We start from the raw sequence: 25,618 nt of genomic DNA on the forward strand, positions 1-25,618 counted from the left end.
CAATTATTACAACGACCAAGGGTGGTACCACATGAAAGTCTATTGTTTGTACAACTACGAAAGGGATAATGGCATATGGTTTCTGATGGAGCAATGACCTTGCAAGAAGAGCTAACTCAGACTAGCCCGTTACAGGAGGCGCTGCAGTATTGTCAGAAAACCATTACCGAACGCGCATTTGCACTGGAAGACGAGTGGAAACACACGCCACCTGTGGAGGGCTTTTCCGAAGACAATTTCTATTCGCGGGCAAATCTATTACTCGTGCGCGATGCCGGAATTTCTGAGCCTGATCTTTATCTCTATATCGCAGCGGGTGGTTTCCGCGCGCACAGTGATGCCTTCTGGTATTTCGCGTCTTATTTGGGAAAAAACCATCATGTTGTGGTCGATTCTTTGCTGTGCTCACCGAGCCTAGAATCGATGCTTAATATCCACGTCGCCGTGAGATACTTGGACAAAGAGTTTATGCTGGATTTCATCGAGGCTATGTGGAGCGGGGAACCCTTCGGTATGTAGAATTTTCGGCCCACGCAGCAGCCGGGTTGAGTAGTTATTAGCTCAAGGCTACAGCCTTTCCTGCTGTTTGCGTCTGTCAAGCAGGTGGACTTTTTTAATAACAGCGTTGTAAGTTTGGTGTATCAACGCAGAGGTGTTGTACTGACCGGCGCCGGTTGGTGCAGACGAGCATCTTTGGATTTAGTCTTGATGCAGGAAGGCGAGGACATGAGTGATGACGGGCTTTTTGAGGCGGAAACAACCGGCCTCACCGGCCGTGCAAAACGTGAATTCTCGCAACCGAAGCCACTAGACAAACACGGCCCGGCCACGATTATCTCCATGTGCAACCAAAAAGGTGGCGTCGGCAAGACCACCACGACCATCAATTTGGGTGCCTGTATCGCAGAGCATGGCCGTAAAGTCCTGTTAGTTGACTTGGACCCGCAAGGTGCATTGTCTGCGGGCTTGGGCATTTCGCATGACCGTTTAGAAGACACCATCTACGACGTCATGCTGGATAACCACACCAGCATTCACTCCGCAATTTTGCATACCGATACCGCAAACCTCGATGTCGTTCCTGCGAATATTGACCTTTCTGCTGCTGAAATCCAGATGGTCAACGAAGTTGGTCGTGAGCACACTCTGGCTCGTGCGCTGCGTCCGGTAATGCGGGATTACGACTTCATCATCATCGACTGCCAGCCGTCCTTGGGCTTGCTGACGGTAAACGCGCTTGCCTGCTCACACGGCGTGATCATTCCGATGGAATGCGAATATTTCTCCTTGCGTGGGCTGGCGCTGTTGACCGATACCGTCGAAAAAGTCTCTGAGCGGATCAACTTTGACCTGGAAGTTCTGGGCATTTTGGTCACGATGTTTGACCGACGCACCAAACACGCCAGGGAAGTGATGGATCGCGTCGTCGAGGTTTTTGACGAGAAAGTCTTCGATACCGTGATCACACGCACCGTCCGCTTCCCGGAGACCTCTGTGGCTGGCGAGCCAATCACGAGCTGGGCACCAAGTTCACAAGCCACCCAGCAATATCGAACCTTGGCGCTTGAGGTTATGGAGCGCACTGCTAACGCTCAGGCATGACGCACAGTCGCACTGCACAGAGTCGCACTGCACAGAAAAAGCAGAGCCAGGCCGAAACCCCAGAACAACCAGAGATCACTGGTTTTCGCCTGGCCTTGGCGAATTTCGAGGGGCCCTTTGACCTGCTTCTGCAGCTCATCCATTCCAAAAAGATGGATATTACAGACATCGCTCTGCACGAAGTCACCGACGAGTTTTTGGCCTATACCCGTTTTCTTGATGCCAGTGCCGGATTAGACGAACGCACAGAATTCCTTGTTGTTGCAGCAACCTTGCTGGACCTGAAAGCAGCACGTTTGCTCCCTCGTGGAGAAGTCGACGATGAAGAAGATCTCGCGCTGCTGGAATCGCGGGACCTCTTATTTGCGCGGTTGCTGCAATACCGCGCATACAAGCAAGTTGCCGAGTTATTCGCAGATTGGCAGCGCAATGCACAGCAACGATACCCGCGGGCCGTGGCCATCGAAGAACGCTTTGCTGAGCTACTACCTCCGCTGCACTTGGGGCATAGCCCGGAATCGTTCGCAGAATTAGCCGCGGGCGTATTTCGCCCGAAACCTCCCGAGGAAGTCGGCACCGATCACGTACACCGGGTGGCTGTTTCAGTGCCCGAACAAGCAGGTGTGATGCTGAACTCGTTAAAACTGCTCGGGGCCAGTGAATGGACGACTTTCGCAACCCTGACCCGTGATTGCCCAGATACCATGCACATCGTGGGCCGATTTTTGGCGCTGTTGGAGCTGTACAAGGCGCGTGCGGTGGATACAGAACAACCCGAGGCCCTGGAAAAACTATCTGTCGCATGGACTGGCTTGGACGTGGACCCGGCCGTCGTTGGTGCGGCAAATTGGGAATAAAGCGGGAATAGCTACAGTAACTGTCAGCGGTAATGGCTGTGAGCGCGAATGGCGGTAGCGATGACGGCGGTGAACGAGAATGGGCGTAAAGGAACACGATGAGCATGGACGATAACTCGGCACAATCTACGGATCTGCCACTGATTTCGCAGCGGCGCAGCCAGCTGGAATCCATCTTGCTCGTCATCGATGCTCCGGCGAGTGCTGCTCATCTGGCTCGGGCACTCGGCGTCGAAAAGTACGAGGCCGTTGCGCTGTTGGAAGAAATCCGTGATGAATTCGACAGTCGTGGCTCAGGGATGCAGCTGCGGGAGAACGCAGAAGGCTGGCGTTTGTATACCCGCACTGCAAACGCTGCACCCGTCGAAGAATTCCTGCTTGATGGAAGCCAGACCAAACTCTCGCGTGCCGCCTTAGAAACCCTGGCAGTTATCGCATACCGGCAGCCGGTTACTAGGGCTCAAGTTTCCGCTGTCCGTGGGGTCAACGTCGATGGTGTTATGCGCACGCTGGCAATTCGCGGTATGATTCGCGAGGTTGAGGCAAGTCAGCATCCTGAGCTCACGGAGGAGACGTCCAGCACAGCCCGTTTCTATGTCACTACCGAGCTGTTTTTGGAACAATTGGGCATAGATTCTCTCGCTGCACTGCCTGATCTTGCGCCATTGCTGCCGGAACTCGACAGCATTGACGACGAATTTTAACCCGGCAGACGACAACAGCTTAAAGGACCGTGATCACCGTGACCGAAAACCACAGTAAAGCAACCGCAGAATCTATCGCGCAAGAGTTAGGCGCGGATTGGATTTTTGCCGATGAGCCGACCAACGACCACGACAACGACAACGATGCAGGCTACGAAGCCGTGCGGCTACAGAAAGTATTGTCCCAGGCAGGCGTTGCCTCACGTCGGCACTCGGAAATTTTGATCCGTGACGGGCGTGTGCAAGTCAACGGCAAGACCATTACGAAACAAGGCGTGAAGGTTGACCCATCGCGCGATATCATCCACGTCGACGGGGCCCGAATCAACGTGGATGAGGATAAAGCCTATTACGTGCTGAACAAGCCACGCGGCGTGCAATCGACCATGTCGGACGAAATGGGTCGGCGTTGCGTCGGCGATCTGGTCGTCGGCAAGCTTGATGCTGGCGAAAGGCTGTTCCATGTCGGACGCTTGGATGCAGACACCGAAGGTTTGCTGATTCTGACTAACGACGGCGAGCTGGCGAATCGCCTGATGCACCCCAAATACGAGGTATCCAAGACCTACCTGGCGGAAGTGCTCGGTGAGGCCGGTCCGAAGCTGATTTCTACACTGCGCGAAGGCGTGGAGCTCGAAGACGGTATGGCGAAAGCAGACTTCGTACGCGTCATTGACAAGAACCAAGGTTATTCGCTGGTGCAGGTGGAACTCCACGAAGGCCGCAAGCACATCGTGCGCCGCATGCTAAAAGAAGCTGGCTACCCGGTCCAGCGCCTGGTGCGTACCAAGGTGCACACCGTGCAGCTCGGTGAACAAAAACCTGGCGTCCTGCGGGCGTTGAATTCCTCTGAGCTGACTTCGCTGTACAAAGCAGTGGGCATGTAGAAAACGCCAGCAGTTAATGCTTAGTTAATACACACAGAACAGATAGAAACGATAGAAACGAATTTATGATTACGAATATGCCTGACGACGGCCTACTTGTTGCCGTCGACGGACCTTCCGGAACCGGAAAATCGTCCACCTGCCGCGCGCTCGCGAAACGACTGGACGCTAAATACCTGGATACCGGCGCGATGTATCGAGTAGCCACGCTCGCCGTGCTGCGCGCTCAGGTAGATCCGCTCGATAGCTATGCCGTCATTGAGGCGACACGAGATCTGCCGATTGAGATTAGCGATGACCCGGAATCCAGCGCGGTGCTTCTCGACGGTGAGGATGTCTCGGAACCGATCCGTGGACAAGCCGTGACGACGCATGTCTCGTCCGTCTCGGCTATTCCGGAGGTTCGGGAAAACTTGGTGCAATTGCAGCGTGAGCTCGCTTTTGCCGCCCACCGCGTGATTGTCGAAGGCCGTGATATTGGCACCGTCGTGCTGGGAGATGCGCCGACGAAGATTTTTCTCACTGCTTCTGCGGAAATCCGCGCACAGCGTCGGCACGACCAGAACCTGGCGGCCGGTCGGGAATCGTCGTTTTCTGCGGTGCTTGCCGACGTCCAACGCCGCGATGCGGCCGATTCCGCGCGTGCTGCCTCGCCACTGCGTCCAGCTGATGATGCGGTGCTGGTTGATACCTCGGAACTGTCGCTGGAAGAAGTCCAACAGCGGATTATTGATATTATCCAGGGACTAGACTTGACAGATTCCGGTAATCCGGAGGGCCCGAATGATTTCGCGACGCAATACCGCGAATACACCGGTGTGGATTTTGACGATGCGGAATTTTCCGAAGCCGTGTCCGATGCGCAGGAAACCAGCGCTTCGAGTGCTGCCGGCGAGCCGGACTGGGGCGCCTTGGAAGAAGAATTCCTGTCTGCACTAGGCAGCACCCAAGTAGAAGAAGCCCTGTGTACCGTAGCGATCGTGGGGCGACCTAACGTCGGCAAGTCCTCGCTGACGAACCGCTTCTTGGGCCGTCGTGAAGCGGTTGTGGAAGACGTGCCAGGTGTGACCCGGGACCGGAACTCGTACCTAGCCGAGTGGGCAAACCAGCGTTTTTGGGTACAAGATACTGGCGGTTGGGACTCCAACGTGAAAGGCCTCAACGCGCATATCGCACGCCAGGCCGAAGTCGCGATGGACACCGCAGACGTCATCATTTTTGTCGTCGATACTCGCGTCGGTGCCACCGAGACCGATGTGATGATGGCGCGCAAGCTGCAGCGCTCGAAAGTGCCGGTGCTGCTGGTGGCTAATAAATTTGACTCGCCGCAGCAATACGCTGATCTCTCGCTGTTCTACAGCCTAGGTTTGGGCGATCCTTGGCCTGTCTCGGCCCTGCACGGCAATGGTTCTGCTGACGTTCTCGATGAGATGCTCAAACTGTTCCCAGAAACCCCACGCCAGACCTCAATTACCTCAGGTCCACGTAAAGTTGCTTTGGTGGGAAAGCCGAACGTCGGCAAGTCCTCATTGCTCAACAAGTTTGCGAACGAAGAGCGCTCCGTGGTCGATAACGTTGCCGGCACCACGGTGGACCCGGTGGACTCCCTCGTGCAGCTCGACGAGCAGATGTGGCGTTTTATCGACACCGCAGGTCTGCGCAAAAAGGTGAAAAATGCGCAAGGCCATGAGTACTACGCGTCCCTGCGTACCCGCGGAGTGATCGATGCCGCGGAAGTATGCGTGCTGTTGGTTGACGCTTCCGAACCAATCAGTGAGCAAGACCAGCGCGTGCTGGCGATGATCCTAGAATCCGGAAAAGCACTGGTACTTGCGCTGAACAAGTGGGACCTGATGGAAGAAGAACGCCGCTTCCTACTGGAGCGCGAGCTCGACGAGCAACTGCGGCACATTCCATGGGCCACGCGAGTGAATATCTCCGCCAAGACCGGCCGCGCGTTAAATAGGCTAGAACCAGCGATGATCGCAGCGCTGGAAAGCTGGGATAAGCGCGTGACTACCGGCCAGTTGAACAACTGGATCCGCGAAGCCATCGCAGCGAACCCGCCGCCGATGAAAAACAACCGCTTGCCCAAGGTGCTGTTTGCCACCCAGGCTGGTACGCAACCACCGACAATCGTGCTGTTTACTACAGGATTCTTGGATGCTGGTTACCGGCGCTATCTAGAGCGGAAATTCCGCGAGCGCTTCGGATTCCACGGCACACCAGTGCGCATCGCCGTTCGCGTGCGTGAGCGTAAAACGAAGCGGAAGTAACGAGCCCACTTTCAGAGGTTGCGTTCGTAGGTTTAGGAACGCTCGTAGACAAAGGCGTCGGTGCGATACGGCAGCGTGATGGTATCTGTACGTGATTTCTCCCAAAAATCCAGCAGGTACCAATTCAAGTTTCCGGTCAGCCGGTTACGCATACGTTGGTTAGCACGCTGCCAATAACTGCGCGAATGCATCAGCTCGTGCACGCCGTCGACGGTAAGTTTTTGCACCATCGTGGTCCGCAGCGTTTCGGCAAGCTGCCAGGGCGCACCCACAGTAGGGAAGAAACCAGCTGGCTGGATATCCCCGGAATGCATAATCCGGGCCAATCGTAAGATTTCTGGTCGCGAGACATCCAAAGTATTCCACACCAATAACAGCCTGCCGCCCGGCGCGAGTACGCGATCAGCTTCTTTGCTGGCAGCTGCGATATCGAACCAGTGCCAGGCTTGCGCGTAGCTGAGACAATCCACGGAATGATCAGCCAACCCCGTCGCTTCTGCACTGGCTTGCCACGTCGGCACACCTAATTTTTGGTGCAGAAAATGGGCCATGCCTGCCGACGGATCAAAGGCGTAAACTTGGTGGCCAGCAGCAGCCAGCACAGCGCTGAGCTGGCCGGTTCCCGCACCGCCGTCGGCCACTGCGGCCGGTGCGTGCTCGCGCGTCACTAAGCTGGCGATTTCAGTCGGGTATCCAGGCCGTATTGCATCGTAGTCAGCAGCAGAAAACGCTGCACCAGCTGCCCGTCGCAGTTGCGGGTTCGCAAACGAGGGGCTGGTTTTGGCAGATGCCTTGAAAAACACAGGAGAAGTCATCGGTACACAAAGTAATACACACCATGACGGTGTGCAGCAGCCAGCGCCCGTAGAGGTCACCCCGGCCGCCAAATTGCCGGGCAGTCTCGAGCCGCCGCTGGCCCAACCTGATGATCGTTTCTGGTTGCTGAAGACTATCTTTTTGTATCACCGGCTGACGGTTCCTGCTGCTGTGATGACGGTGATTATGTTTCTCTGTACTGGGCTTACCCCAGTCATTGTTGGCTATGCGATTGATGATGCCATTGCTAGTGGCGATTTTTCTGCGCTGGTTCGTTGGCTGGTAATCATGGCAGTGGTCTTCGTGGTGCATGCCACTTGCGGATGGTTTGGTCGGAAATATTTAATGCTGGCGACGCTGCGTACCGGGCATTCTTTGCGCATGGCGGTGACGGATCGTATTTCGCATCCTCGTGGGCTCGGCGGTCAGCGCCGGACTGCGGGGGAATTGCTTTCTATTGCTTCGAGCGATACGCAGCGGATTGCTGATGCTGTCATGATGGCGGTGTTTCCGTTCGCTGAGTTTGCCTCCATTCTTTACGTCGGCGTGATGGTCACCATGATTAACGTGCCGCTTGGTATCGCTGTGTTGGTCGGCGGCCCCGTGATGGTATGGATTTCCCTGTCAGCCTCGGGGCCGCTGCGGCGTCGTTCCGGCAAACGCCAGTACTGGCTTGCGGAGGCCGCCGCGACGGCGACAGATGTGGTGCATGGTTTGCGCATCCTGAAAGGCATCGGCGCGGTCGATACTGTGTATGAGCGTTATCAGAAAGTTTCTGACGACGCCTATGACGCGACCGTGCGTGCGCATGGTGCCCGCTCCGTATTGGATGCCATCACCGAAACTGTGGGTTCGGTTTACATCATCATTGTCGGCATCGCAGCCGGCGGCTTGGCGCTCGCCGATGCCATCAGCGTTGGTGAACTCATCACGGTCATTGGCCTTACACAATTCATCATCACCCCCATGACAATGCTGGGGAAAAATATTTCTTCGAAGTGGGCGACTGCGCAAGGTTCTGCCGATCGGATTCGTTCGGTACTTGCCGCACCGTATGCTTTGCCGGAGGCTGATTCCGTGGTCAACTGGGAGGTGTTTCCGGAACACGCCCGCCCGGAGCCGGGGCAGCTGACGGTGATTGCCGATGACATCCCCGAGGGCCTGGAGTTACTACCGCGTGAGCGCGTGCTCGTCGCCCCGCATGATGCGCAATTGTTTAGCGGCACCATTGCGGACAATATTGTGCATGAGCACACTGACTCCGAGATCGTTGACGCAGCACTTACCGCCGCAGCAGCCGATGATATTCCCGGTGGTGCCAGCCGTCGCGTTGGTGAGGCGGATGGCGATCTTTCCGGAGGACAACGCCAACGCGTGGCACTGGCGCGCGCATTGGCGCGCGACGCGGAGGTGCTTGTATTGGATAACCCCACGACAGCGGTGGATTCGGTGACAGAACACACCATCGCTCGTCGCGTCGCCGATGCCCGGCGGGGGAAGACGACGGTGGTATATAGTTCTTCGCCAGCTTGGCGCGAGGTGGCCGATCACGTGAAGGCAGGTGCATCACAGCGATGAGTTCAGCGACCGAGTCAAATGTTTCTGCGTCTTTATCCGCATCGCGATCCGGGCCGTCTTCTCCAGCCTCCGCAACGCGGCCGAACCCCACAGCGCTTCCCACCGCAGCGTTTCCTACCGCGTCGTTTGCAACGGTGCGCCGCGTCGTCACCCAACAAATCCGGCGCATCCCGGGTGCACGCCGCCAATTTTGGTGGGCAATCTTCTTACTCAGCACTGGCGCGTTGGCCAATGTGTTGGTCCCACGGCAACTGGGCAAGATCGTCGATGAGGTGGTGGCTGATGACGGCAGCATTACGGTGATTGCGATCTGGTTGGTGGCGCTTGCGCTGGCATCTGCTGTGCTTTCGGCAGGTGGCTTGTATGTCATTGGAAAACTGATTGAGCGGGTCATTTCCAATTTGCGCGAGACCATGGTGGGCACTGCACTACGCCTGCCAGCCCATGAGGTGGAAGAGGCAGGGTCGGGTGATTTGGTCTCGCGGGCGACAGACGATGTCGCCGAACTTTCTGCTGCCGTGACCGAAACCGTGCCAGTGTTGTCGAAATCGGTGTTCATGGTGGTGGCCACCGCGATTGCGTTGCTGGCCATCGATTGGCAATTCATTGCTGTTATCGCCGTCGTGGTCCCGATTTATTGGCTGTCTGTGCGTCATTATCTGCGGGTAGCGCCACCGCGTTATATCGCCCAGCGCGAGGCCATGGCACAGCGTGCCCGGCGCGTTTTGGAGACCATCCACGGCGGACCGACGGTGCGTGCCTATGGATGGGAGCGTGCGATGCATAACCGGGTGCAGGAATCCTCGCTGGATGTGGTTAGCTATGGTTTTGCTGCTCGGCGCACGATGATGACGCTTGGTCTATGGGTCTGGCTCGCGGAGTTTTTGCTGCTGTTTGTTGGCTTGCTGGTCGGCTTTTTCGTTGTCGATAACGGATATTTGACCGTCGGCGCGGTCACTGCGGCTCTGTTGATGCTGATTCGTTTGCGTGGCCCGATCATGGCGTTGATGCGCGTGCTGGATACGCTGCAGGCTGGCTATGCCTCGTTGAGCCGGATCACCGGGGTCATCGCGCGGCCACCACAGCCGGTTCCTGATTCGGGTGCTGGGCAACCGCGGGGTGAGCTCGTCGTCAAGAATGTCAGCTTTGCTTATTCCGCGGATTCGCCCGGCGCTGTCGATGGCGTCAGTCTGGAGGTTCCGGCAGGTTCCACGGTGGCGATTGTTGGTGCATCTGGGGCAGGTAAAACGACCTTGGCGGCGTTGGCGGCGGGTTTGCGGGTTCCGGATTCCGGCGAGATTCTTGTCGACGCCACCGAGGTCGCACGGCTTTCTGATCGCGAACGTGCGGGACGCTTGGCGATGATCTCACAAGATGTGTACGTGTTTTCTGGCACCTTGCGAGATGACCTTACCTTGGCGCGCCCGGACGCCAGCGACGAAGAACTGCTGGCCGCGTTGCGCACCGTGCAGGCGGATTGGATGGATTCGCTTGCCGACGGCTTGGATACGGTGGTGGGCGCTCGTGGTCAGCAATTGGACCCGGTGCAAGCCCAGCAATTGGCGTTGGCGCGGGTGTTGTTGGCAGATCCTGCCTTGGTGATCATGGATGAGGCCACTGCAGAAGCTGGTTCGGTCGGTGCAGAGCAGTTGGAAGCTGGTGCTGCTGCGGTTACGGCTGGCCGTACTGCGGTGATTGTGGCGCACAGGTTGGATCAGGCTGTCTCCGCGGAGCAAGTGGTGGTGATGGACCAGGGGCGGGTCATTGAGCAGGGCACCCACGCTGAGTTGGTGGCTCGGGATGGCCGCTATACTGAGCTGTGGAACGCATGGAGTTCAGGTCGCTAAGGCACCATTTAGTTTAGATGGTAAAATTATCTACGGTCGAAGTTCGAAGGTCGAAGTGGGTGACATTGATACGGGTTGGGCAGCTCATGGGGTATTTCAGGCAACGTGGCAACAGGCCGCAGGATAGGCCGGACAGCGGCACTACGGCCACCCCTCGTATCCGGGCAACCCAGGCAACCGGGGTGTTGTGCGCACTCGCGGTGTGTCTCGGCAGCTGCAGCGTCGTAGATAACCGCGCCGCAGACGATGGGTATGATCCTCAAGCCTCGGAGTATGCCCAGGCATTAGACCGTGAGATGTCTGCTTTCCCACACCCAACCGGAGCACCTGTGGAAGGGGCATTCCCCGGAGAAACCACGCGCATTAATCTGCCGAGTGGTCGTAGCTACCTCGTGCATTTACCTGCCGATTACGACCCAGCCGAACAGTGGCCGCTGATTCTGACTTTCCACGGGTGGGGACAAGACGCCGAGATCATGGCGCGCTCTACACACTTTGATGCTGCACGGGCTATTTCCATTTACCCGGATGGAGCTCCCAGCAAGCCCCCGCACGAGGGCTCGAAAGCGTGGGCGCCGGCTCCGTATGCTGCGGCAAGTGGGCATGACGACTTGGAATTTATCGATGAAATCATCAATTCAGCACGCCGCACGTGGTCGATTGCTGATGATCAACTATTTGCCGTGGGTTTTTCGAACGGCGGTGGATTCGCGCAATATTTGGCATGCCAGCGACCAGAACAGTTTCACGCAATTGCCACAGTCTCAGCAGCGTATTACACCGCAGTGGTAGAAAACTGTGCGCCAGGTACCGTCGGCCATCTGGACATTCACGGTACAGCGGACCAAATCGTCAGTTATGACGGTGGAACCCGACACAACACTAAATTTCTCTCTGTGCCAGAGATCATGGACGTTGCCGCACGCAGAAACCACTGCGACGACAATGCAGAAACACAGGAACTTGTCGGCGATGCACAGCGCACCAGTTTCACCCATTGTGCCGCGCCCGTAGATCACATTCGTATCGACGGCGGTAAGCACTGGTGGCCTGGCTATAGCGGCAATCGCAATGATGCGATGCCGGAGAATTTTGCGACAGATAAGATTTTGGATTTCTTCCGCATTCCCGGGCGCCCCTAAGCAGTAGACTGGGGAGCTGTCATTTCACGACCGAAAGGATGTTGAGCGAGCGTGGGAAAATTCGACTGGTTCTGGAACGCCATGGGAGCCAAATCGGCGAAGCATGAAAAGCAATCGCGCAAAATCGTCGACCAAGCTCAGCGCCAGGCCGCGGATTTTGCCTCGCTGAGTGACGCCGAGCTTCGGGAACGCGCCAGCGCAGCGATCACCTCAGGTGGCGAGATCACCGATAAATCGACGTTTTTGGCCGCGCTGGCAACGGCCAGTTCTCGCAAGCTTGGGCTAGCTCCGTTTGATGTTCAGGCGCAGGCTGTACTCAGGCTTATCAGCGGCGACGTGATCCACATGGCTACTGGTGAAGGCAAAACTCTCGTGGGGGCCATGGCAGCTACCGGCTTAGCGTTGAGTGGAAAACGCGTGCACGTCGTCACGGTCAACGATTACCTGGCGCGCCGTGATGCCGATTGGATGCGCCCGCTCGTAGAAAGTTTCGGCCTGCAGGTGGCCGCGGTCACCGAATCCATGGACACTCAGCAACGTCGGCAGGCATACGAGGCCGACGTCGTGTATGCGCCGGTGAAAGAGCTGGGATTTGATGTGCTGCGGGATAATCAGATTACTGAGCGGGCCCAGGCCGTATTCCGACAAGCAGAGGTTGCGTTGGTCGACGAAGCTGATTCGGTGCTTGTCGACGAAGCCTTGGTGCCGCTGGTACTCGCAGGTTCCCGACCAGATCAGGCTGCCGACGCTCGAGTGACCTCCGTGGTCGCGACGTTGCAAGAAGAGCGCCACTACACGATTGATTCTGATGGACGCAACGTATTTCTCACTGACGATGGCGCTGCGGCGGTGGAAAAACAATTAGGAATCGATTCTCTCTATAGCGACGAGCATATCGGCACCACCTTGGTACGGGTTAACTTGGCGCTGCATGCCAAAGCGTTGTTGATTCGCGATATCCACTATGTCATCGTCGATGGCGAACTGAAGTTAATTGATACGTCGAAAGGCCGCATCGCGGATTTGCAGCGCTGGCCTGATGGCCTGCAGGCGGCAGTAGAAGAAAAAGAAGGCCTGAAAGTCACCGAGGGCGGGCGCATCCTGGACACACTGACCATCCAAGAATTGATGCGTCGTTATCCTCAGCTGTGCGGCATGACCGGTACCGCAGTGGAAGCTACCGATCAACTGCGCGAATTCTATGGCCTGTATGTCTCTGAGATTGCACCGAATAAACCGGTACAGCGTTTCGACGAAGCCGACCGCGTCTATGCCACGATTGCGGAGAAAAACCACGCCTTGGTTGAGGAAATCGTGTTACTGCATACGCAGGGCCAGCCAGTTTTGATTGGTACCCAGGACGTTGCCGAATCGGAACAGCTGGCAGAGACTCTCGCTAGCCGTGGGATTAGCACGCAGGTGTTAAACGCGAAATACGATGCGGAAGAAGCTGCCATCGTCGCCGAAGCTGGACTGCCCGGCCGGGTGACGGTTTCGACCCAAATGGCTGGCCGTGGTACCGACATCAAATTGGGTGGCACCGATGGCGCGCACTATGAGGACGTTAAAGAAGCTGGCGGCTTAGCAGTGTTGGGAACCACGCGGCACCGGAGTTCCCGTCTGGACAATCAGCTGCGCGGACGGGCCGGGCGCCAAGGTGATCCCGGTTTGAGCCTGTTTTTTGTGTCCTTGGAAGATGACGTGGTGGTCTCCGGCGGGGCAGGAGAATCAGTGGAGGCGCAACCGGATGAGCACGGGCGGATTGATTCCGGACGCATCGTCGATTTCATTGCGCATTGCCAGCGGGTGACCGAAGCGCAGTTGCTAGAAATCCATAGCCAGACGTGGAAGTACAATAAGTTGTTGGCAGATCAGCGAGAGATTATCGATGAGCGGCGCGTAAGCTTGCTTGATACAGACAAAGCGTGGGCGGAGTTATCCGAGTATGAACCGCAGCGCGCCGACGAGTTGCGTGCAGCAGGACTTGCTGAAGATATTTTGGTGGCAGCGAGCCGGGAAATCATGCTTTACCACCTGGATTTGGCGTGGGCTGATCACCTCGAGCACATGGACGATGTTCGGGAATCGATTCACCTGCGCGCCATTGCCCGGGAAACCCCGATCGATGAATATCACCGGATTGCCGTGCGAGAGTTTAAAGAAATCGTGCGACGTGGGGTAGAAGCTGCCCGCAAGAGTTTCCGAGAGGTCACTATTGATGCTTCTGGTGCTCATCTTGCCGACGAGGGCCTGGCGCGACCATCTGCAACGTGGACGTATATGGTTTCCGATAATCCGCTGGCTGGTTCGGGGAATTCTGCCCTGTCAGGTATCGGTAATCTGTTCCGTTAATCGTGAGTAATTACATTCATGGGATTTACCGTGTTTTTCGGGGCACAGAAAATAACTATGGCTCTCGCGGCAGGCGTTTAGGCGCTATGATGGATTACTAACGACAATATTTCCGACAATGCGGAGGATAGATCATGAGCGAAAACACCGGTACGCCGGAGCAACAAGCGGAGACTACCTCGGTCTTCCGTGCGGATCTCATTAAAGAAATGGAATCCGGCGCTGGTGCAACCACCGCAGCCGAAAGCACGGAAAATCTCGCAGAGGGCGTAGCGCTGTTAGTGGTTAAGCGTGGCCCGAACGCCGGCGCGCGTTTCTTGTTGGATCAAGAAACCACCACCGCAGGTCGCCACCCAGAGGCTGATATTTTCTTGGACGATGTCACCGTGTCTCGTCGTCACGCAGAATTCCGCGTGAACAACGGTGAATTCGAAGTTGTGGACGTCGGATCGCTCAACGGCACTTATGTTAACCGGGAACCACGCAATGCGCAGGTGCTTTCCGTTGGCGATGAGATCCAAATTGGTAAGTTTCGTTTGGTCTTTTTGGCTGATACCAAGAAATAATAGGTAGTTGTGAGTCCAGCATCTCAAGCAGCATCCCAGTCGGCGTCACAAGCAAGTAGCGCGAGCAAGACCCGCAAGGCGAAGTCCATTGGCGTGGTCTTGGAATCTTTGCGCGCCGAATTCCCGGATATCACGGTCTCGAAGATCCGCTTTTTGGAATCCGAGGGCTTGATTTCGCCGCAGAGGACCAAATCTGGGTACCGACGGTTTACTGAGGAAGATATCGCGCGCTTGCGGTATATCCTGGTCACCCAACGGGATCATTATTTACCGTTGAAAGTGATCCGCGAACAACTAGAGGCGATGGATTCCGGTCAGGTTACTGCATTGCTGGGGGCTAATACCGCCCAGCAGTTGGTGTCCGCGGATTCCTTCCGCGCCAGTGGCCCACGTAGCTTTACTGACACGGATATTGCTCACCAGGCCGGTGTGGAACTGCAATTCGTGACTGAACTGGTTGGTGCAGGGCTGATCCGCCCGGATGTTGCTGGATTTTTCGCTGCAGATGATATCAGTGTGGTGACAACCGCCCATTCCTTGCAGCAGCTCGGATTCGATATTCGCTTGCTGAAATCCTTGCGTAACGGTGCGCGTCGCCAAGCTGATCTGATTACCCAAGTAGCAGGCCCTTTAGCGCACGGAAAATCAGACAATGCGCAGCAGCAGGCTGAGGAATTATCCCAACAAATTTCTGCGCTGGTGGTCTCGCTGCACACCAGTCTGTTGAAAAACACGTTGCGCGACGAGTTTGACGCTTAGTTATCAGCCCCGTCTTGCAGCACCGGTACCGCACACGCGGTGCCGGTCTTTGTGTGTCTGTCGCGCACGCTGGGTATCCGTTGGGTATCACCGCAGCGGGTGAGGGAAGTGCTAATAATCATCGTACGTGGCTGTTGTGGTTACTGGTGTGTGGCTAGTGTGTATATCTGGGGTATGAGAGATAGAAAAACCCTAAAGTCTTAAGTGAGACTTTAGGGCGTGTCGCACCGATTCTTCTTGACGGAACAATAGGATTGACCTTAAATAACTTTCAGGATTCCAAACTTCCATCGGAGTAATTACGTGACTATCAACTCATCTCGTTCCCACCGCACCGAGTATTCGGACGCACCGTACGTCCAGGAGTCCCTGTTTGACCTCGGCCCCGATGAGCAACTTGGCTACCGTGTGCCAATCGCATGCCAGGTCGCTGGTATTACCTACCGGCAGCTTGACTACTGGGCGCGTACCAACTTGGTCAAGCCATCGATCCGCAATGCCCGTGGTTCCGGTTCGCAGCGTCTGTATTCTTTCAAAGATGTGCTCGTGTTGAAGATCGTCAAACGGCTGCTGGATACCGGGATTTCCCTGCAGAATATCCGCTTGGCCGTGGACTCTTTGCGGGAACGGGGCATCAATGACATCGCAGAAATCACATTGGTCTCCGACGGTATGAGCGTGTACGAATGCCACAGTAATGAACAAGTCATTGACCTGCTTTCTGGTGGCCAGGGCGTTTTTGGCGTTGCGATTCCAGGAATCATGAAAGAACTCAGTGGAACCATCAGTTCGTTCCCAGCAGAACGCGTCGATCCAGAACTCAATAAGTCTGAGACTGTTGCCGGTATCGATGAGCTGGCAGCCCGCCGCGAACGCAAATCCAATTCAGCTTAAGGCCCACTAATTAAGGCCCATGAGGGCCTTATAGCCCGACTACCCGCCGTAGCGAATCCTCGAGTTCTGCGGCGGTTTTTATTACCTGCATGTGCTGCGCGACCTCACGCAAAGCCGCATCAGGCTCATCCGCTCCAACGAACAACACAGCCAGTTCAACGTCAGTACCAGCCGCGTCACGGAATTGCTGTGCAAACTCTGGGTAACTATCCGCAGTACCGGAGGCAATCAACACGATGCGGGCAGGCTTGTCAGCGGACTGCTCACTTGCGGAGTACTCCCGCACGGCATGCGAGGCGGCAAGCAGAGCTTCATTAGTTTGTGGCACACCACCGGTGCCTAATAACTGCACAGAATGTGCAGTTTCTACGCCATCGGAAAATCCAATATTACGGCGAAAGCCCTGCTGCACACCGGGGTTCAATGGTGACGAATAATTCCACAACGCCACCGAATGTCCAGCTGCGCTAATATCCGGTGCGCTGGCAGCAATAGCATCCGCGGCTGCGCGGTAGCGGCTAGGCCCTTGGTCAGTATCAGCAAAACCAGCAGCCATGGCATCTGACGTATCCAACAAGAATAGGGTATCGGTGCTTGCCAATAATTGCTCGTCGGCATTGGTGTGAGTGCCAGCGGTTCCCGCGGTGCTGAAATCACGCGTGGTGCGTGCCAAATAGGCATCCCAGACTGCGGTTGCATCCAGCCGAGCGGTATCCGTTTCGGCTTCTACCTGCCCTTCGGCCTCTGGGGTCGATTCAAAACCATGGTATTGCTCTGCCAAATCATCCACAAAGACTTGAGCCGCGCGGGCTTGTTCTTCGTCAATGTCATCGGATTGGTTCAGTACCACCGCCGCGTATTCCACGTATGCGCCTTCGAGGGCACGGAAAGCTCCTGCATCCTGCGCACTCATGGCCTGGACTGCAGCAGCGGGCCCGTCGGCGTCGGCAAGCACCGTATCTTCATCACGGAGAAGAAGCTCCGCCCCAGCTTCCGGATCGTCGGTAAGCGCTGTCGCGACCACCGCAGACGCCGCTGAATCACCGGGGTAGGCGACTGCGTCGGCAGGCAAGTCAATGCCTACTTCGGCGTCGGTGGCAGCATTCGGATCATAGATTCCGGCAGCCTGACCTGCGACTTTTGGGGCCTTGCCGGTAGCTGCGGGCTTGCGGTCTGCGGCGGTAATGGCGTGATGCAGCCGCGGTGAATCAGCATCAATATAGACCGCGGCCTGCGCGATGTCGTCAGCAACCACGGCTTGGACACAATGATCACGAACCACCGGATTGCTTGCATTCCATGAGGCCAACAGCGACTGTGTGAGCGTTGCATCACCGCTGGCGACCGGCAGCTGCAGATCACCCTCAATGCATTCCTGCCCGTTATCGCCAGAAGCAGTGGAATTGGTGTCCTCGGAACCGCTCCTGAGCACCAACCACGCAAGCAACGCGATAATCGCAACCAAAACCGCGATGATGGTGGCGATGAATCCGCCGGAAAACTGTGTCTTTTGCTCAGGTGTGTAGTGACGCCCCATAGCCACCTAGTCTAGCCCGCTGCGCATTATCGACAATGTTTATGAGCTTGTGTCGGATTGGCTCTGCACGGGCGGCAAGTTCGCGTTGGCGTGTGACATATTCATTTTTCCCGGCGGTGGTTTCTATAGCGACCACCCCCAGACCCCAGGCGCGGCAATCATAGGGTGAGGCCTCCATATCCAATTCCCGGGCCGCAATTGCCAGGTCAAAGCATTCGTGTAAGAGTTCACCGGGCACTAACGGCCCAAGTTTCCACGCCCACTTATACAGATCCATGGTCACATGCACGCAACCGCCCTGATCGCATTCTGGCTGATCTTCTCGGCCCAGCACCGTGATATTCAGCGGACGAGCCGGGGGAGTGAAAAACCGGAACGCATCATAGTGTGTGCAGCGCAGATCGTGCTTGTCGACGACGTCGTTCGTGCCTTCCGCGCCAAGCCGCAGCGGTAAATCATGGCGTGGGTTTTTCGTGCGATAAACCATCGCCCATTCGTGCAGCCCAAAACAATCAAAACGAGCCGGTCGGGCAGCGGTTCGCGTTAAAAGGTCTCCTATATAGTCGATCGCACAACCGCGGCGCTGCCAGAACGCTTCCAGGTCCAGCTCGACTCCGCGTTCGCTTCGGCGGTAATCCCGCCAGTCTGCGTGCGGCGGGTTGCCTTCTAACACAGTGCCAAACCCCGGGTGCCACGTCCTCAAATGCGTTGGGCGGACCGGATAATACTCAAACAAGAAATCATAAATCGGGTGCTTTTTCCCAGGATTACGGTAGCGTGCTAACCGGTCTTCGGCGCGCTGGCGATGCTTGGCGGCGTGGCTAGTCCATTCTTGTTCGGTATAAATCATGGTGCTTGTAGCCTAACGACCGCGTCGTACCTCGGGACTACCGCCCCACGCCCGTGATTTCTTAGCGCTAGCGCCACCGCGGCCGCGTCGGCCGGATTTCTGGGCTCCCGAATTGCGCGTGCCGTGCTTTTTACCGCCCTGTTTCGGCTCGCCTGGCTTCTTGGAGCCGGACTTGGGCGAGCCCGATTTTTTCGTCCCAGCTTTCCCCACGCGCTGATTATTCGCCGCTTGTGGTTTCTGTTCCAGCGCATTGCCGGATGGCTCGCGTGCACCGGTTAGCTCCCACAATTCTTGTGGCATTGTCGGCCCTGGTGCGGCGACGGTACGGGCGGTCACACCAGCCTTTTTCACCAAGGCTGTGACGGCTTTTTCCTGATCTGCAAGAACCAGCGTGAGTACCGTACCGCTGGCACCGGCGCGCGCGGTACGCCCGGCGCGGTGTAGATATGCCTTGTGTTCCGCGGGAGGATCAATGTGTACCACCAGGCTGACATCCGAAATGTCAATCCCGCGGGCGGCGATATCTGTGGCTACGAGGACCGGCAAACTACCATCGGCAAAACCAGTGATGGCTAGCGTGCGCGCACCCTGTGATTTATCGCCATGCAAACCCAGTGCGTTGATACCGACGCGGCGTAGTTTCTTCACCTGCCGGTCAACACCATGTTTGGTGCGCATGAACATGATGGTTTTTCCGCTGCGCGCTGCGATTTTTTCCACCATCTCGTTGCGGTTTTCCCGCGAGCCAACGTGTGCGATGACATGGTCCATCGTGTCCACAGAACTGTGCGCTGGGGCCGTTTCATGCGTGCGCGGCTCATGCAAAAACTTGTCGACGACCGCCTGGACTTGTTTGTCCAAGGTCGCCGAAAACAACAGGTGCTGGCAGCGCGAAGGCAGCTTGTTCCACAATTTCGTCACCTGAGGCAAAAATCCCATATCTGCCATCTGATCGGCTTCATCCAGCGTGGCTATCAGCACCTGATCTAGTTGCAGCTTTTTCTGATCCAGCAGATCTTGCAGCCGACCCGGGGTTGCCACCAAGAGATCAACCGGTGCGGCAAGACGCCGGATTTGTGGGTTGATGTTGACCCCGCCGACCACACTGAAAACACGAAGACCGAGTGAGGCAGCCGGTGCTTCCAAACGCTCAGAGATTTGCGCCGCCAGTTCGCGGGTAGGCGCCAGAATGAGCGCTCGTGGATGGCCAGGGCGTGAGACCCCAGACGTCGACAAGCGATGCAACATGGGCAAGCCGAAGCTGAAGGTCTTTCCAGAGCCCGTGGGGCCTTTGCCCAATACGTCGTGGCCCGATAGAACGTCGGGAATGGTCAGAGCTTGGATAGGAAACGGGGTGGTGATTCCTTCGCGGCGCAAGAAGTGCACGATAGGCCTGGCCAAACCCAGGTCTGCGAAGGTGGTTTCTGTTTGTTGAATTGTCATTAGTGGTTAGTCTATCGCGTCGGCATGCATTGTCCTGTCACCGAGCCACGCCTAGATGCGTATAGATAAAAGCGCATGTGAACCGCATGGAATGTGCCAGAACTTACAGCGAATTTCGCTTCCATGCCGCCGGGGGAGTTGTAGCGTAACAGGTGTAGGGCAGTTTATTCCCACAACGCGCAAAGGATTTCTACCGTGGCCGAGCATTTTCTCCCCAGAACGAAGGTCAAAACCCCAGAAGGCGATATAGTTCCTGATGTCGCCACGCCCGAGCAGTCCCAGAAAAAGCGCGATGTGCGCTTCGTGTTACAGCCAGTGTGGTTTTTGCTCGCGGTGGCTGCGCTGGTGGGCGTATTGCTGTTGCCAATCGACACGCTGGCATGGGAAGGCCAGGTGGCGTTGGCGATTTTGGCTTTCGCCATCGTGCTATGGGTAACAGAGGCAGTCTCGTACCCGGTCAGTGCATTTTTGATCATCAGTATGATTGCCCTGTTGTTGGGCTTATCGATGGATCCCGACACCGGCGAACTTGTCGGAACCTCAGCAGCATTGGGCACGGCATTGCAAGGCTTTTCCACCTCAGCGCTCGCATTGGTGGCTGCCGCGCTGCTGTTAGCTGGTGCGATGCAGGCTACCGGTTTGCACGAGCGATTGGCGCTTTGGGTGATGAAACTCGCCGGTGATAAAACGTCGAATATTCTCATCGGTGCGATTGCCATCGCGACACTGCTGGCGTTTTTCGTCCCATCGGCAACCGCCCGCGCTGGCGCCGTCGTACCGATCCTTTTGGGTATGGTGGCGGCCTTTGGCTTGTCGACGAACTCGAAGATGGCTTCCCTGCTGGTCATCACTGCCGTGCAGGCGGTATCCATTTGGAATGTTGGTATTCAAACCGCCGCTGCGCAGAACTTCGTGGCACTCAACTTCATTCAAGACGAGTTTGGCGAAACCATTTCCTGGGGCCAGTGGTTCATCTGGGCCGCCCCATGGTCGGTACTGATGTCGATTGCCTTGTTTTTCATTATGCGCGCGACCATCAAACCGGAGGCTGATTCCATTTCCGGTGGCCGGGAATTGATCGAGCAGAAGCTCGCGGAACTCGGTCCGATGTCCAGCCACGAAAAACGCCTGGTGGCAGTAGCTGTTTTGTTGCTGTTTGTCTGGGCCACCGGCGATATTCTGCACCCGGTCTCCGCGCCCGTGGCCACCGTCGTCGCGGTCAGCTATATGCTGTTGCCCAAGGTCGGTGTATTCGACTGGAAGACCGCCCAGGACTTGGTGTCGTGGGGCACGCTCATTGTCTTTGCCGTGGGAATTTCGCTGGGTACATTTTTGTTGAACACCGGCGCGGCCAGCTGGCTATCCGAGCAGACTTTTGGCGCCATGGGGCTGGATTCTATGCCGCTATTAGCCACCATCGCGTTGGTGTCATTGTTTAATATCCTGATTCACTTAGGCTTTGCCTCGGCAACATCGCTGGCATCGGCATTGATTCCGGTCTTTATCGCCTTGTCGACGACCGTGGCTTCCGGCGATGCCAGCATCGGATTTGTGGTTATCCAACAGTTCGTTATTTGCTTCGGCTTCCTGCTGCCGGTTTCTGCACCGCAGAATATGTTGGCATACGGCACCGGGGCGTTTACCCGTGGAGATTTCCTGAAAACGGGTATTCCGCTCACCATTGTTGCCTATTTGCTGGTATTGCTGTTTTCCGCCACCTACTGGAACTGGATGGGACTGGTATAAGCAACCGGTGCGCTGGCTGCTTATACCCCTGCCAGTCTGGAATCCGGCATCGCCTTGCCCATTAACGGCGCTGTTGTTGCGACTTGTCGCCGGTCCAATCCAAATGGAACACGCCTTCGGTATCAATTCTGCGGTAGGTATGGGCTCCGAAATAGTCACGCTGTGCTTGCACCATGGCCGCCGGAAGCCGCTGCGAACACAGCGAATCGTAGTAGGAAAGCGACGAACTAAATACCGGAGCGGCTAGGCCCAACTGGATCGCAGAGGCTGCAACGGTGCGCCAGGAATCAAGCAACCCGGAAAGCTCTTCGGTGAAATAGGAATCCAACAGTAGTGATGGCAGTTCCGGAAGCTTTTCGTAGGCATTATCAATGCGATCCAAAAACGCTGCTTGGATGATGCAACCACCACGCCAGACAGCTGCGAGATCACGAGGATTGATCTTCCAGTCGTATTCCGCAGAACCAGCAGCGATAAGATCAAAGCCCTGCGCATAAGCAATCAGCTTCGATGCATAAAGCGCGCGCCGAACGTGCTCGATGAATTCTTCGACGCTGATGCCCAGGGATGCGAAATCAGCAAGGTTTCCGGTGGGGAAGTGTTTGAGCGCTGCCGCACGAAGTTCCGTCGACGACGACAATGCGCGCGCAAAGACAGCTTCCCCGATCGCGGTAGCTGGGATGCCCAGATCCAGTGCTTCTTTAGCGGTCCATCGGCCAGTGCCTTTTTGGCCGGCTGCATCCTGGATAACGTCTATCATCGGTGCACCGGTATCGGGGTCGGCGGTCTCCAGAATATCCGCGGTAATGCCGATGAGATAAGAATCTAAGTCACCAGCGTTCCATTCGCGGAAGATTTCAGCGATGCGTCCCGGCTCCAGGCCAGCGCCATGGCGCAGCAGGTGGTAGGCTTCGCCGATTAGCTGCATATCAGCGTATTCGATGCCGTTGTGCACCATCTTCACGAAGTGCCCGGCGCCATTCGCGCCGATGTAGCGCACGCACGGGGTGCCATCGACCTTGGCGGCGATCGATTCCAGCAGCGGGCGGATGGATTCCCATGATTCTCGGGGGCCACCAGGCATGATGGACGGACCGTGCAATGCGCCTTCTTCTCCGCCGGAAATTCCAGCGCCCACAAACAAGCGGCCGGTGACAGCGACGGCGCGCTCACGCCGCACCGTATCGGTATACAACGAGTTGCCGCCGTCGATAAGAATATCGCCCTCATCGAAAGCCTCCACGAGATCATCGATGGCGGCGTCGGTGGCCGTACCGGCTGGCACCATGAGCAAGGCGCGACGTGGGGTGGACAGATTAGCGGCAAGTTCGTCTAAATTCCGGGTGGGGACGAATTCTCCCTCGTCGCCATGCTCGGAAATCAGAGTATCCACATTTTCTGGGCGCTGATCATACAGCGCGACGCGGTAGCCATGGCGTGCGAAATTCCGGGCCAAGTTCGAGCCCATCACGCCGACGCCGACCACCGCGATATCTGCTAACTGCTGGGAAGACTGCTGCTCATTCATGACTGCTTAGTCTACCTTCTGCCAGTGCGGGTGCCCGGCGGGTCCTCGGTGTAGTCTGCCGGTATTTGGTGATACTTCTGCGACCAGCCGGTGGAATGTGTCGGGTTTAACACTGATTGTGTGAAGTTCGGATAGAGTAAATCCATGGGTTATTTAGAAGCAGTCACGACAGCCAAGACCAGGCAATTGCGCCCGGAAGAACTCGATGAGCTCAACAAATCAGAGCTTGGGCTCGACAGCCACCTTGGAGTGGTGTATTCCCATGCCGGTCCCACCGAAGTGCGCGCGTATCTTGACGTCAACAGCACGCACCTGCAATATGCGGGCAGTGTGAATGGCGGGGTGTTCTGTTCGCTTGCGGAATCTCTGGCCTCAGTAGCATCCATGATTAGCGCACAAAGCCCGTGCGTTGGAGTGAATAACAGCACAGATTTTATTCGGGGAGTCAAAGATGGCCGCATCGAAGCGATCGCAACCCCAATTCAGACTGGCAAACGCACCCAGCTATGGAACGTGGAAATGTATAACCACGAAGCATTAGTAGCCCGCACCACCTTGCGCACCATGGTAGTGGGGCCGTCGCTGAAGGAGCTGCGCGAACAATTCGCGGCCCAGACAAACAGCTAGGTACAGCACAATCTGGGGTAACCCGAAATCTGCGGATCGTACTTTAGCGCTGCCTGCGTGCAGCCTGGTCGAAAAACTCTCGTTCGTGCGCCGAAGCCATCAGATATGCGCGGGTTGCGCGTTTGCGGGTGGATTCGCTGGCGTTGGCAAAAGCCTGCTCGACGACGCGAATCGCTGTGCGTGCATCCTCGGCGAAATCCGGGTCACTATAGGTCTCCAACCAAGAATGATAGGGATGCTGCGCGTGATTGTGCTGGGCAATTGCCTCGCCAATCTCTGCATACAACCAGAAGCACGGCAGCACTGCGGCTACACCGACGGCGTAATCATCGGTAAACGTGCGGGCGACCAAAAAATCGGTGTAGGCTGCGGTAATCGGGGAGGGGTCTACCTTCGGGACATCGAACGAGCGGTGCAACTCAGCTTCGACGGTCAGGCATTCCTGCGCTGCCTTCGCCCACCAGACTTGCTCGTCTGCGGTCGGCGCGATCGTCGACAAGCGAGCTAACGCGCGGGAATACAATTCCAAGTACAACGCGTCTTGTGCCAGGTAGAACAAGAAATCGTCTTCAGAAAGCTCGCCGCTGGTCAACGCACTAATGAATGGCAACTCCATGATCTGGCGCCAGAGTGTGCCGGTCTGTTCCCACAGCTGGCTGGTGTGTGGGCCTTGTGCAGCAATGGCTGGAGCCGGTGCATCGTCGTTGACCGGGAAAGTCCACGGCGTGGTATCCGCGTTAGCGGCGAAACGACGTAGCTGATGGAAATGGTCCACCGGACCGTTTCCCTTACCGACGCCGAGCGCATCGGCAGTGGCAATGGCCTCGTGCAACCAGTGGGTGGACCATTCGAGTGCGCTGTGTAGAGTCTCTCCACCACCTAAGCGGGTAGCCAGGGCAGAAGATAAGGAACATCCGGTGCCATGCGTGTTTTTGGTGTCGACCCGGACTGCAGGAACGCGATGTACCGAGCCATCGGCGCTGACGGCCGCGTTATCAGCGATCGAGCCATCCAGATGGCCGCCTTTCACAATGACGTTGACATCATGGGTTTTCGCGAACCTCTGGGCTTGTTCCACAGCAGCGTCGAAATCGGTAGCTTCGTCGTCTTCGACGAGCACGGCGAGTTCTTTCAGATTCGGCGTGATGACATCAGCATGTTTGCAGAGCTCGCGCACTTTGGCTTCGGCCTCTGACTGCAACAACCGGTCACCGGAGCTAGCAACCATGACCGGGTCTAAGACCACTGTGGTGTTACTCCGGCCGCGTAACCATTCAGAGACAGTATCGACGGTAGCGCTGTCGCCGAGCATGCCGATTTTCACGGCATCAAGCTCGACATCATCAGCCACGCTGGCGAGTTGTTCGCGCAGAAAATCCTGCGGTGGGGTGTGAATACTGCGTACACCCTGGGTATTTTGTGCTACCAGCGCGGTAACTACAGACATGCCGAAGCCACCGGCGGCGGCGATAGATTTGAGATCAGCTTGAACGCCGGCACCACCTGTGGGATCGGTGCCGGCGATGGACAAGATACGAGCATTCGTCTTCATGTCCTCTAGGCTAGCGAAATTCGCGGCGAATACTAGCCCGAAATCGTAGACCGAT

The 25,618-nt window shown here is 56.6% G+C and carries 20 protein-coding genes and 1 pseudogene; 15 read left to right on the forward strand and 6 right to left on the reverse strand.

Annotation, left to right across the window (positions count from 1 at the left end):
* Positions 1 to 93 precede the first annotated feature (93 nt).
* From ACP8MI_RS05195 to der, 6 genes are all read left to right on the forward strand, one after another.
* On the forward strand, positions 94 to 519 hold the full coding sequence (locus tag ACP8MI_RS05195; protein WP_126843800.1) for a hypothetical protein: 426 nt from the start codon (positions 94 to 96) through the stop codon (positions 517 to 519).
* 207 nt (positions 520 to 726) lie between these two features.
* Entirely contained in the window at positions 727 to 1,602 is an 876-nt protein-coding gene (locus ACP8MI_RS05200; protein ID WP_018119497.1) for a ParA family protein, read from the forward strand.
* Positions 1,599 to 2,459 (forward strand): segregation and condensation protein A, encoded by an 861-nt coding sequence (locus ACP8MI_RS05205; protein ID WP_238635795.1) that lies wholly within the window; start codon positions 1,599 to 1,601, stop codon positions 2,457 to 2,459. Before ACP8MI_RS05200 ends, ACP8MI_RS05205 begins: the two co-directional genes overlap by 4 nt.
* 104 nt (positions 2,460 to 2,563) lie before the next feature.
* Entirely contained in the window at positions 2,564 to 3,163 is a 600-nt protein-coding gene (gene scpB / locus ACP8MI_RS05210; protein ID WP_018119499.1) for an SMC-Scp complex subunit ScpB, read from the forward strand.
* A 29-nt stretch (positions 3,164 to 3,192) separates the two neighbouring features.
* Positions 3,193 to 4,050: a pseudouridine synthase gene (locus tag ACP8MI_RS05215; protein WP_126843799.1), complete on the forward strand. Its 858-nt coding sequence runs from the start codon at positions 3,193 to 3,195 to the stop codon at positions 4,048 to 4,050.
* Between the two features lie 65 nt (positions 4,051 to 4,115).
* Complete coding sequence (gene der, locus ACP8MI_RS05220) at positions 4,116 to 6,326, forward strand: bifunctional cytidylate kinase/GTPase Der (RefSeq protein ID WP_126843798.1); 2,211 nt, start codon at positions 4,116 to 4,118, stop codon at positions 6,324 to 6,326.
* Positions 6,327 to 6,358: 32 nt separating this feature from the next.
* On the opposite strand, the gene ACP8MI_RS05225 is transcribed toward der, so the two are convergent.
* Positions 6,359 to 7,141: a class I SAM-dependent methyltransferase gene (locus tag ACP8MI_RS05225; RefSeq protein ID WP_126843797.1), complete on the reverse strand. Its 783-nt coding sequence runs from the start codon at positions 7,139 to 7,141 to the stop codon at positions 6,359 to 6,361.
* On the opposite strand from ACP8MI_RS05225, the gene ACP8MI_RS05230 reads away from it, so the two are divergent.
* From ACP8MI_RS05230 to ACP8MI_RS05260, 7 genes are all read left to right on the forward strand, one after another.
* On the forward strand, positions 7,119 to 8,720 hold the full coding sequence (locus tag ACP8MI_RS05230; protein WP_347276352.1) for an ABC transporter transmembrane domain-containing protein: 1,602 nt from the start codon (positions 7,119 to 7,121) through the stop codon (positions 8,718 to 8,720). The two genes, ACP8MI_RS05225 and ACP8MI_RS05230, sit on opposite strands and share 23 nt — an antisense overlap.
* Positions 8,717 to 10,567, forward strand: coding sequence for an ABC transporter ATP-binding protein (locus tag ACP8MI_RS05235; RefSeq protein ID WP_284589512.1), 1,851 nt, complete (start codon positions 8,717 to 8,719; stop codon positions 10,565 to 10,567). The genes ACP8MI_RS05230 and ACP8MI_RS05235 overlap by 4 nt, the downstream gene beginning before the upstream one ends.
* A 59-nt stretch (positions 10,568 to 10,626) precedes the next feature.
* Complete coding sequence (locus ACP8MI_RS05240; protein ID WP_260850039.1) at positions 10,627 to 11,709, forward strand: CE1 family esterase; 1,083 nt, start codon at positions 10,627 to 10,629, stop codon at positions 11,707 to 11,709.
* A 51-nt stretch (positions 11,710 to 11,760) separates the two neighbouring features.
* The gene (secA2, locus tag ACP8MI_RS05245) at positions 11,761 to 14,061 is read left to right on the forward strand and encodes an accessory Sec system translocase SecA2 (protein WP_144736375.1); all 2,301 of its coding nucleotides are present in this window, start codon (positions 11,761 to 11,763) and stop codon (positions 14,059 to 14,061) included.
* Between the two features lie 134 nt (positions 14,062 to 14,195).
* Positions 14,196 to 14,627, forward strand: a complete 432-nt coding sequence (odhI, locus tag ACP8MI_RS05250; protein WP_018119507.1) for an oxoglutarate dehydrogenase inhibitor Odhl — start codon at positions 14,196 to 14,198, stop codon at positions 14,625 to 14,627.
* Between the two features lie 9 nt (positions 14,628 to 14,636).
* Positions 14,637 to 15,386 (forward strand): transcriptional regulator FtsR, encoded by a 750-nt coding sequence (ftsR, locus tag ACP8MI_RS05255; protein ID WP_026167687.1) that lies wholly within the window; start codon positions 14,637 to 14,639, stop codon positions 15,384 to 15,386.
* Between the two features lie 303 nt (positions 15,387 to 15,689).
* On the forward strand, positions 15,690 to 16,280 hold the full coding sequence (locus tag ACP8MI_RS05260) for a MerR family transcriptional regulator (RefSeq protein WP_018119509.1): 591 nt from the start codon (positions 15,690 to 15,692) through the stop codon (positions 16,278 to 16,280).
* Positions 16,281 to 16,308: 28 nt separating this feature from the next.
* Here ACP8MI_RS05260 and ACP8MI_RS05265 read toward each other — a convergent pair whose 3' ends face one another.
* Genes ACP8MI_RS05265 through ACP8MI_RS05275 form a run of 3 tightly spaced genes read right to left on the reverse strand, consistent with a single transcriptional unit; the run spans position 16,309 to position 20,110 of the window.
* Positions 16,309 to 17,817, reverse strand: coding sequence for a VWA domain-containing protein (locus ACP8MI_RS05265; RefSeq protein WP_284589510.1), 1,509 nt, complete (start codon positions 17,815 to 17,817; stop codon positions 16,309 to 16,311).
* Positions 17,795 to 18,667 (reverse strand): hypothetical protein, encoded by an 873-nt coding sequence (locus tag ACP8MI_RS05270; protein WP_144736369.1) that lies wholly within the window; start codon positions 18,665 to 18,667, stop codon positions 17,795 to 17,797. The genes ACP8MI_RS05265 and ACP8MI_RS05270 overlap by 23 nt, the downstream gene beginning before the upstream one ends.
* 12 nt (positions 18,668 to 18,679) lie before the next feature.
* Positions 18,680 to 20,110, reverse strand: a complete 1,431-nt coding sequence (locus ACP8MI_RS05275) for a DEAD/DEAH box helicase (protein ID WP_490290736.1) — start codon at positions 20,108 to 20,110, stop codon at positions 18,680 to 18,682.
* A gap of 195 nt (positions 20,111 to 20,305) precedes the next feature.
* Between ACP8MI_RS05275 and ACP8MI_RS05280 the strand changes: the two genes are divergently transcribed.
* A complete protein-coding gene (locus ACP8MI_RS05280) occupies positions 20,306 to 21,856 on the forward strand; it encodes an SLC13 family permease (protein WP_490290737.1) in 1,551 nt (516 codons plus the stop codon).
* A gap of 61 nt (positions 21,857 to 21,917) precedes the next feature.
* Here ACP8MI_RS05280 and gndA read toward each other — a convergent pair whose 3' ends face one another.
* Entirely contained in the window at positions 21,918 to 23,384 is a 1,467-nt protein-coding gene (gene gndA, locus ACP8MI_RS05285) for an NADP-dependent phosphogluconate dehydrogenase (protein ID WP_490290738.1), read from the reverse strand.
* Between the two features lie 144 nt (positions 23,385 to 23,528).
* Here gndA and ACP8MI_RS05290 point away from each other — a divergent pair, with 144 nt between their 5' ends.
* On the forward strand, positions 23,529 to 24,011 hold the full coding sequence (locus tag ACP8MI_RS05290) for a PaaI family thioesterase (RefSeq protein WP_454978753.1): 483 nt from the start codon (positions 23,529 to 23,531) through the stop codon (positions 24,009 to 24,011).
* 43 nt (positions 24,012 to 24,054) lie between these two features.
* On the opposite strand, the pseudogene ACP8MI_RS05295 reads toward ACP8MI_RS05290, so the two are convergent.
* Positions 24,055 to 25,587 (reverse strand): annotated as a pseudogene (locus ACP8MI_RS05295) (bifunctional hydroxymethylpyrimidine kinase/phosphomethylpyrimidine kinase); the annotation flags it as partial.
* Positions 25,588 to 25,618: the final 31 nt, after the last annotated feature.

It is taken from the genome of Corynebacterium sp. LaCa_70, assembly GCF_058182015.1.

Bases quoted from the DNA above. Each gene is read 5' to 3' on its own strand.
- ACP8MI_RS05195 (WP_126843800.1), top strand. From the start codon at position 94: ATGACCTTGCAAGAAGAGCTAACTCAGACTAGCCCGTTACAGGAGGCG.
- ACP8MI_RS05200 (WP_018119497.1), top strand. From the start codon at position 727: ATGAGTGATGACGGGCTTTTTGAGGCGGAAACAACCGGCCTCACCGGC.
- ACP8MI_RS05205 (WP_238635795.1), top strand. From the start codon at position 1,599: ATGACGCACAGTCGCACTGCACAGAGTCGCACTGCACAGAAAAAGCAG.
- scpB (WP_018119499.1), top strand. From the start codon at position 2,564: ATGGACGATAACTCGGCACAATCTACGGATCTGCCACTGATTTCGCAG.
- der (WP_126843798.1), top strand. From the start codon at position 4,116: ATGATTACGAATATGCCTGACGACGGCCTACTTGTTGCCGTCGACGGA.
- ACP8MI_RS05225 (WP_126843797.1), bottom strand. From the start codon at position 7,141: ATGACTTCTCCTGTGTTTTTCAAGGCATCTGCCAAAACCAGCCCCTCG.
- ACP8MI_RS05235 (WP_284589512.1), top strand. From the start codon at position 8,717: ATGAGTTCAGCGACCGAGTCAAATGTTTCTGCGTCTTTATCCGCATCG.
- odhI (WP_018119507.1), top strand. From the start codon at position 14,196: ATGAGCGAAAACACCGGTACGCCGGAGCAACAAGCGGAGACTACCTCG.
- ACP8MI_RS05265 (WP_284589510.1), bottom strand. From the start codon at position 17,817: ATGGGGCGTCACTACACACCTGAGCAAAAGACACAGTTTTCCGGCGGA.
- ACP8MI_RS05270 (WP_144736369.1), bottom strand. From the start codon at position 18,667: ATGATTTATACCGAACAAGAATGGACTAGCCACGCCGCCAAGCATCGC.
- ACP8MI_RS05275 (WP_490290736.1), bottom strand. From the start codon at position 20,110: ATGACAATTCAACAAACAGAAACCACCTTCGCAGACCTGGGTTTGGCC.
- gndA (WP_490290738.1), bottom strand. From the start codon at position 23,384: ATGAATGAGCAGCAGTCTTCCCAGCAGTTAGCAGATATCGCGGTGGTC.
- ACP8MI_RS05290 (WP_454978753.1), top strand. From the start codon at position 23,529: ATGGGTTATTTAGAAGCAGTCACGACAGCCAAGACCAGGCAATTGCGC.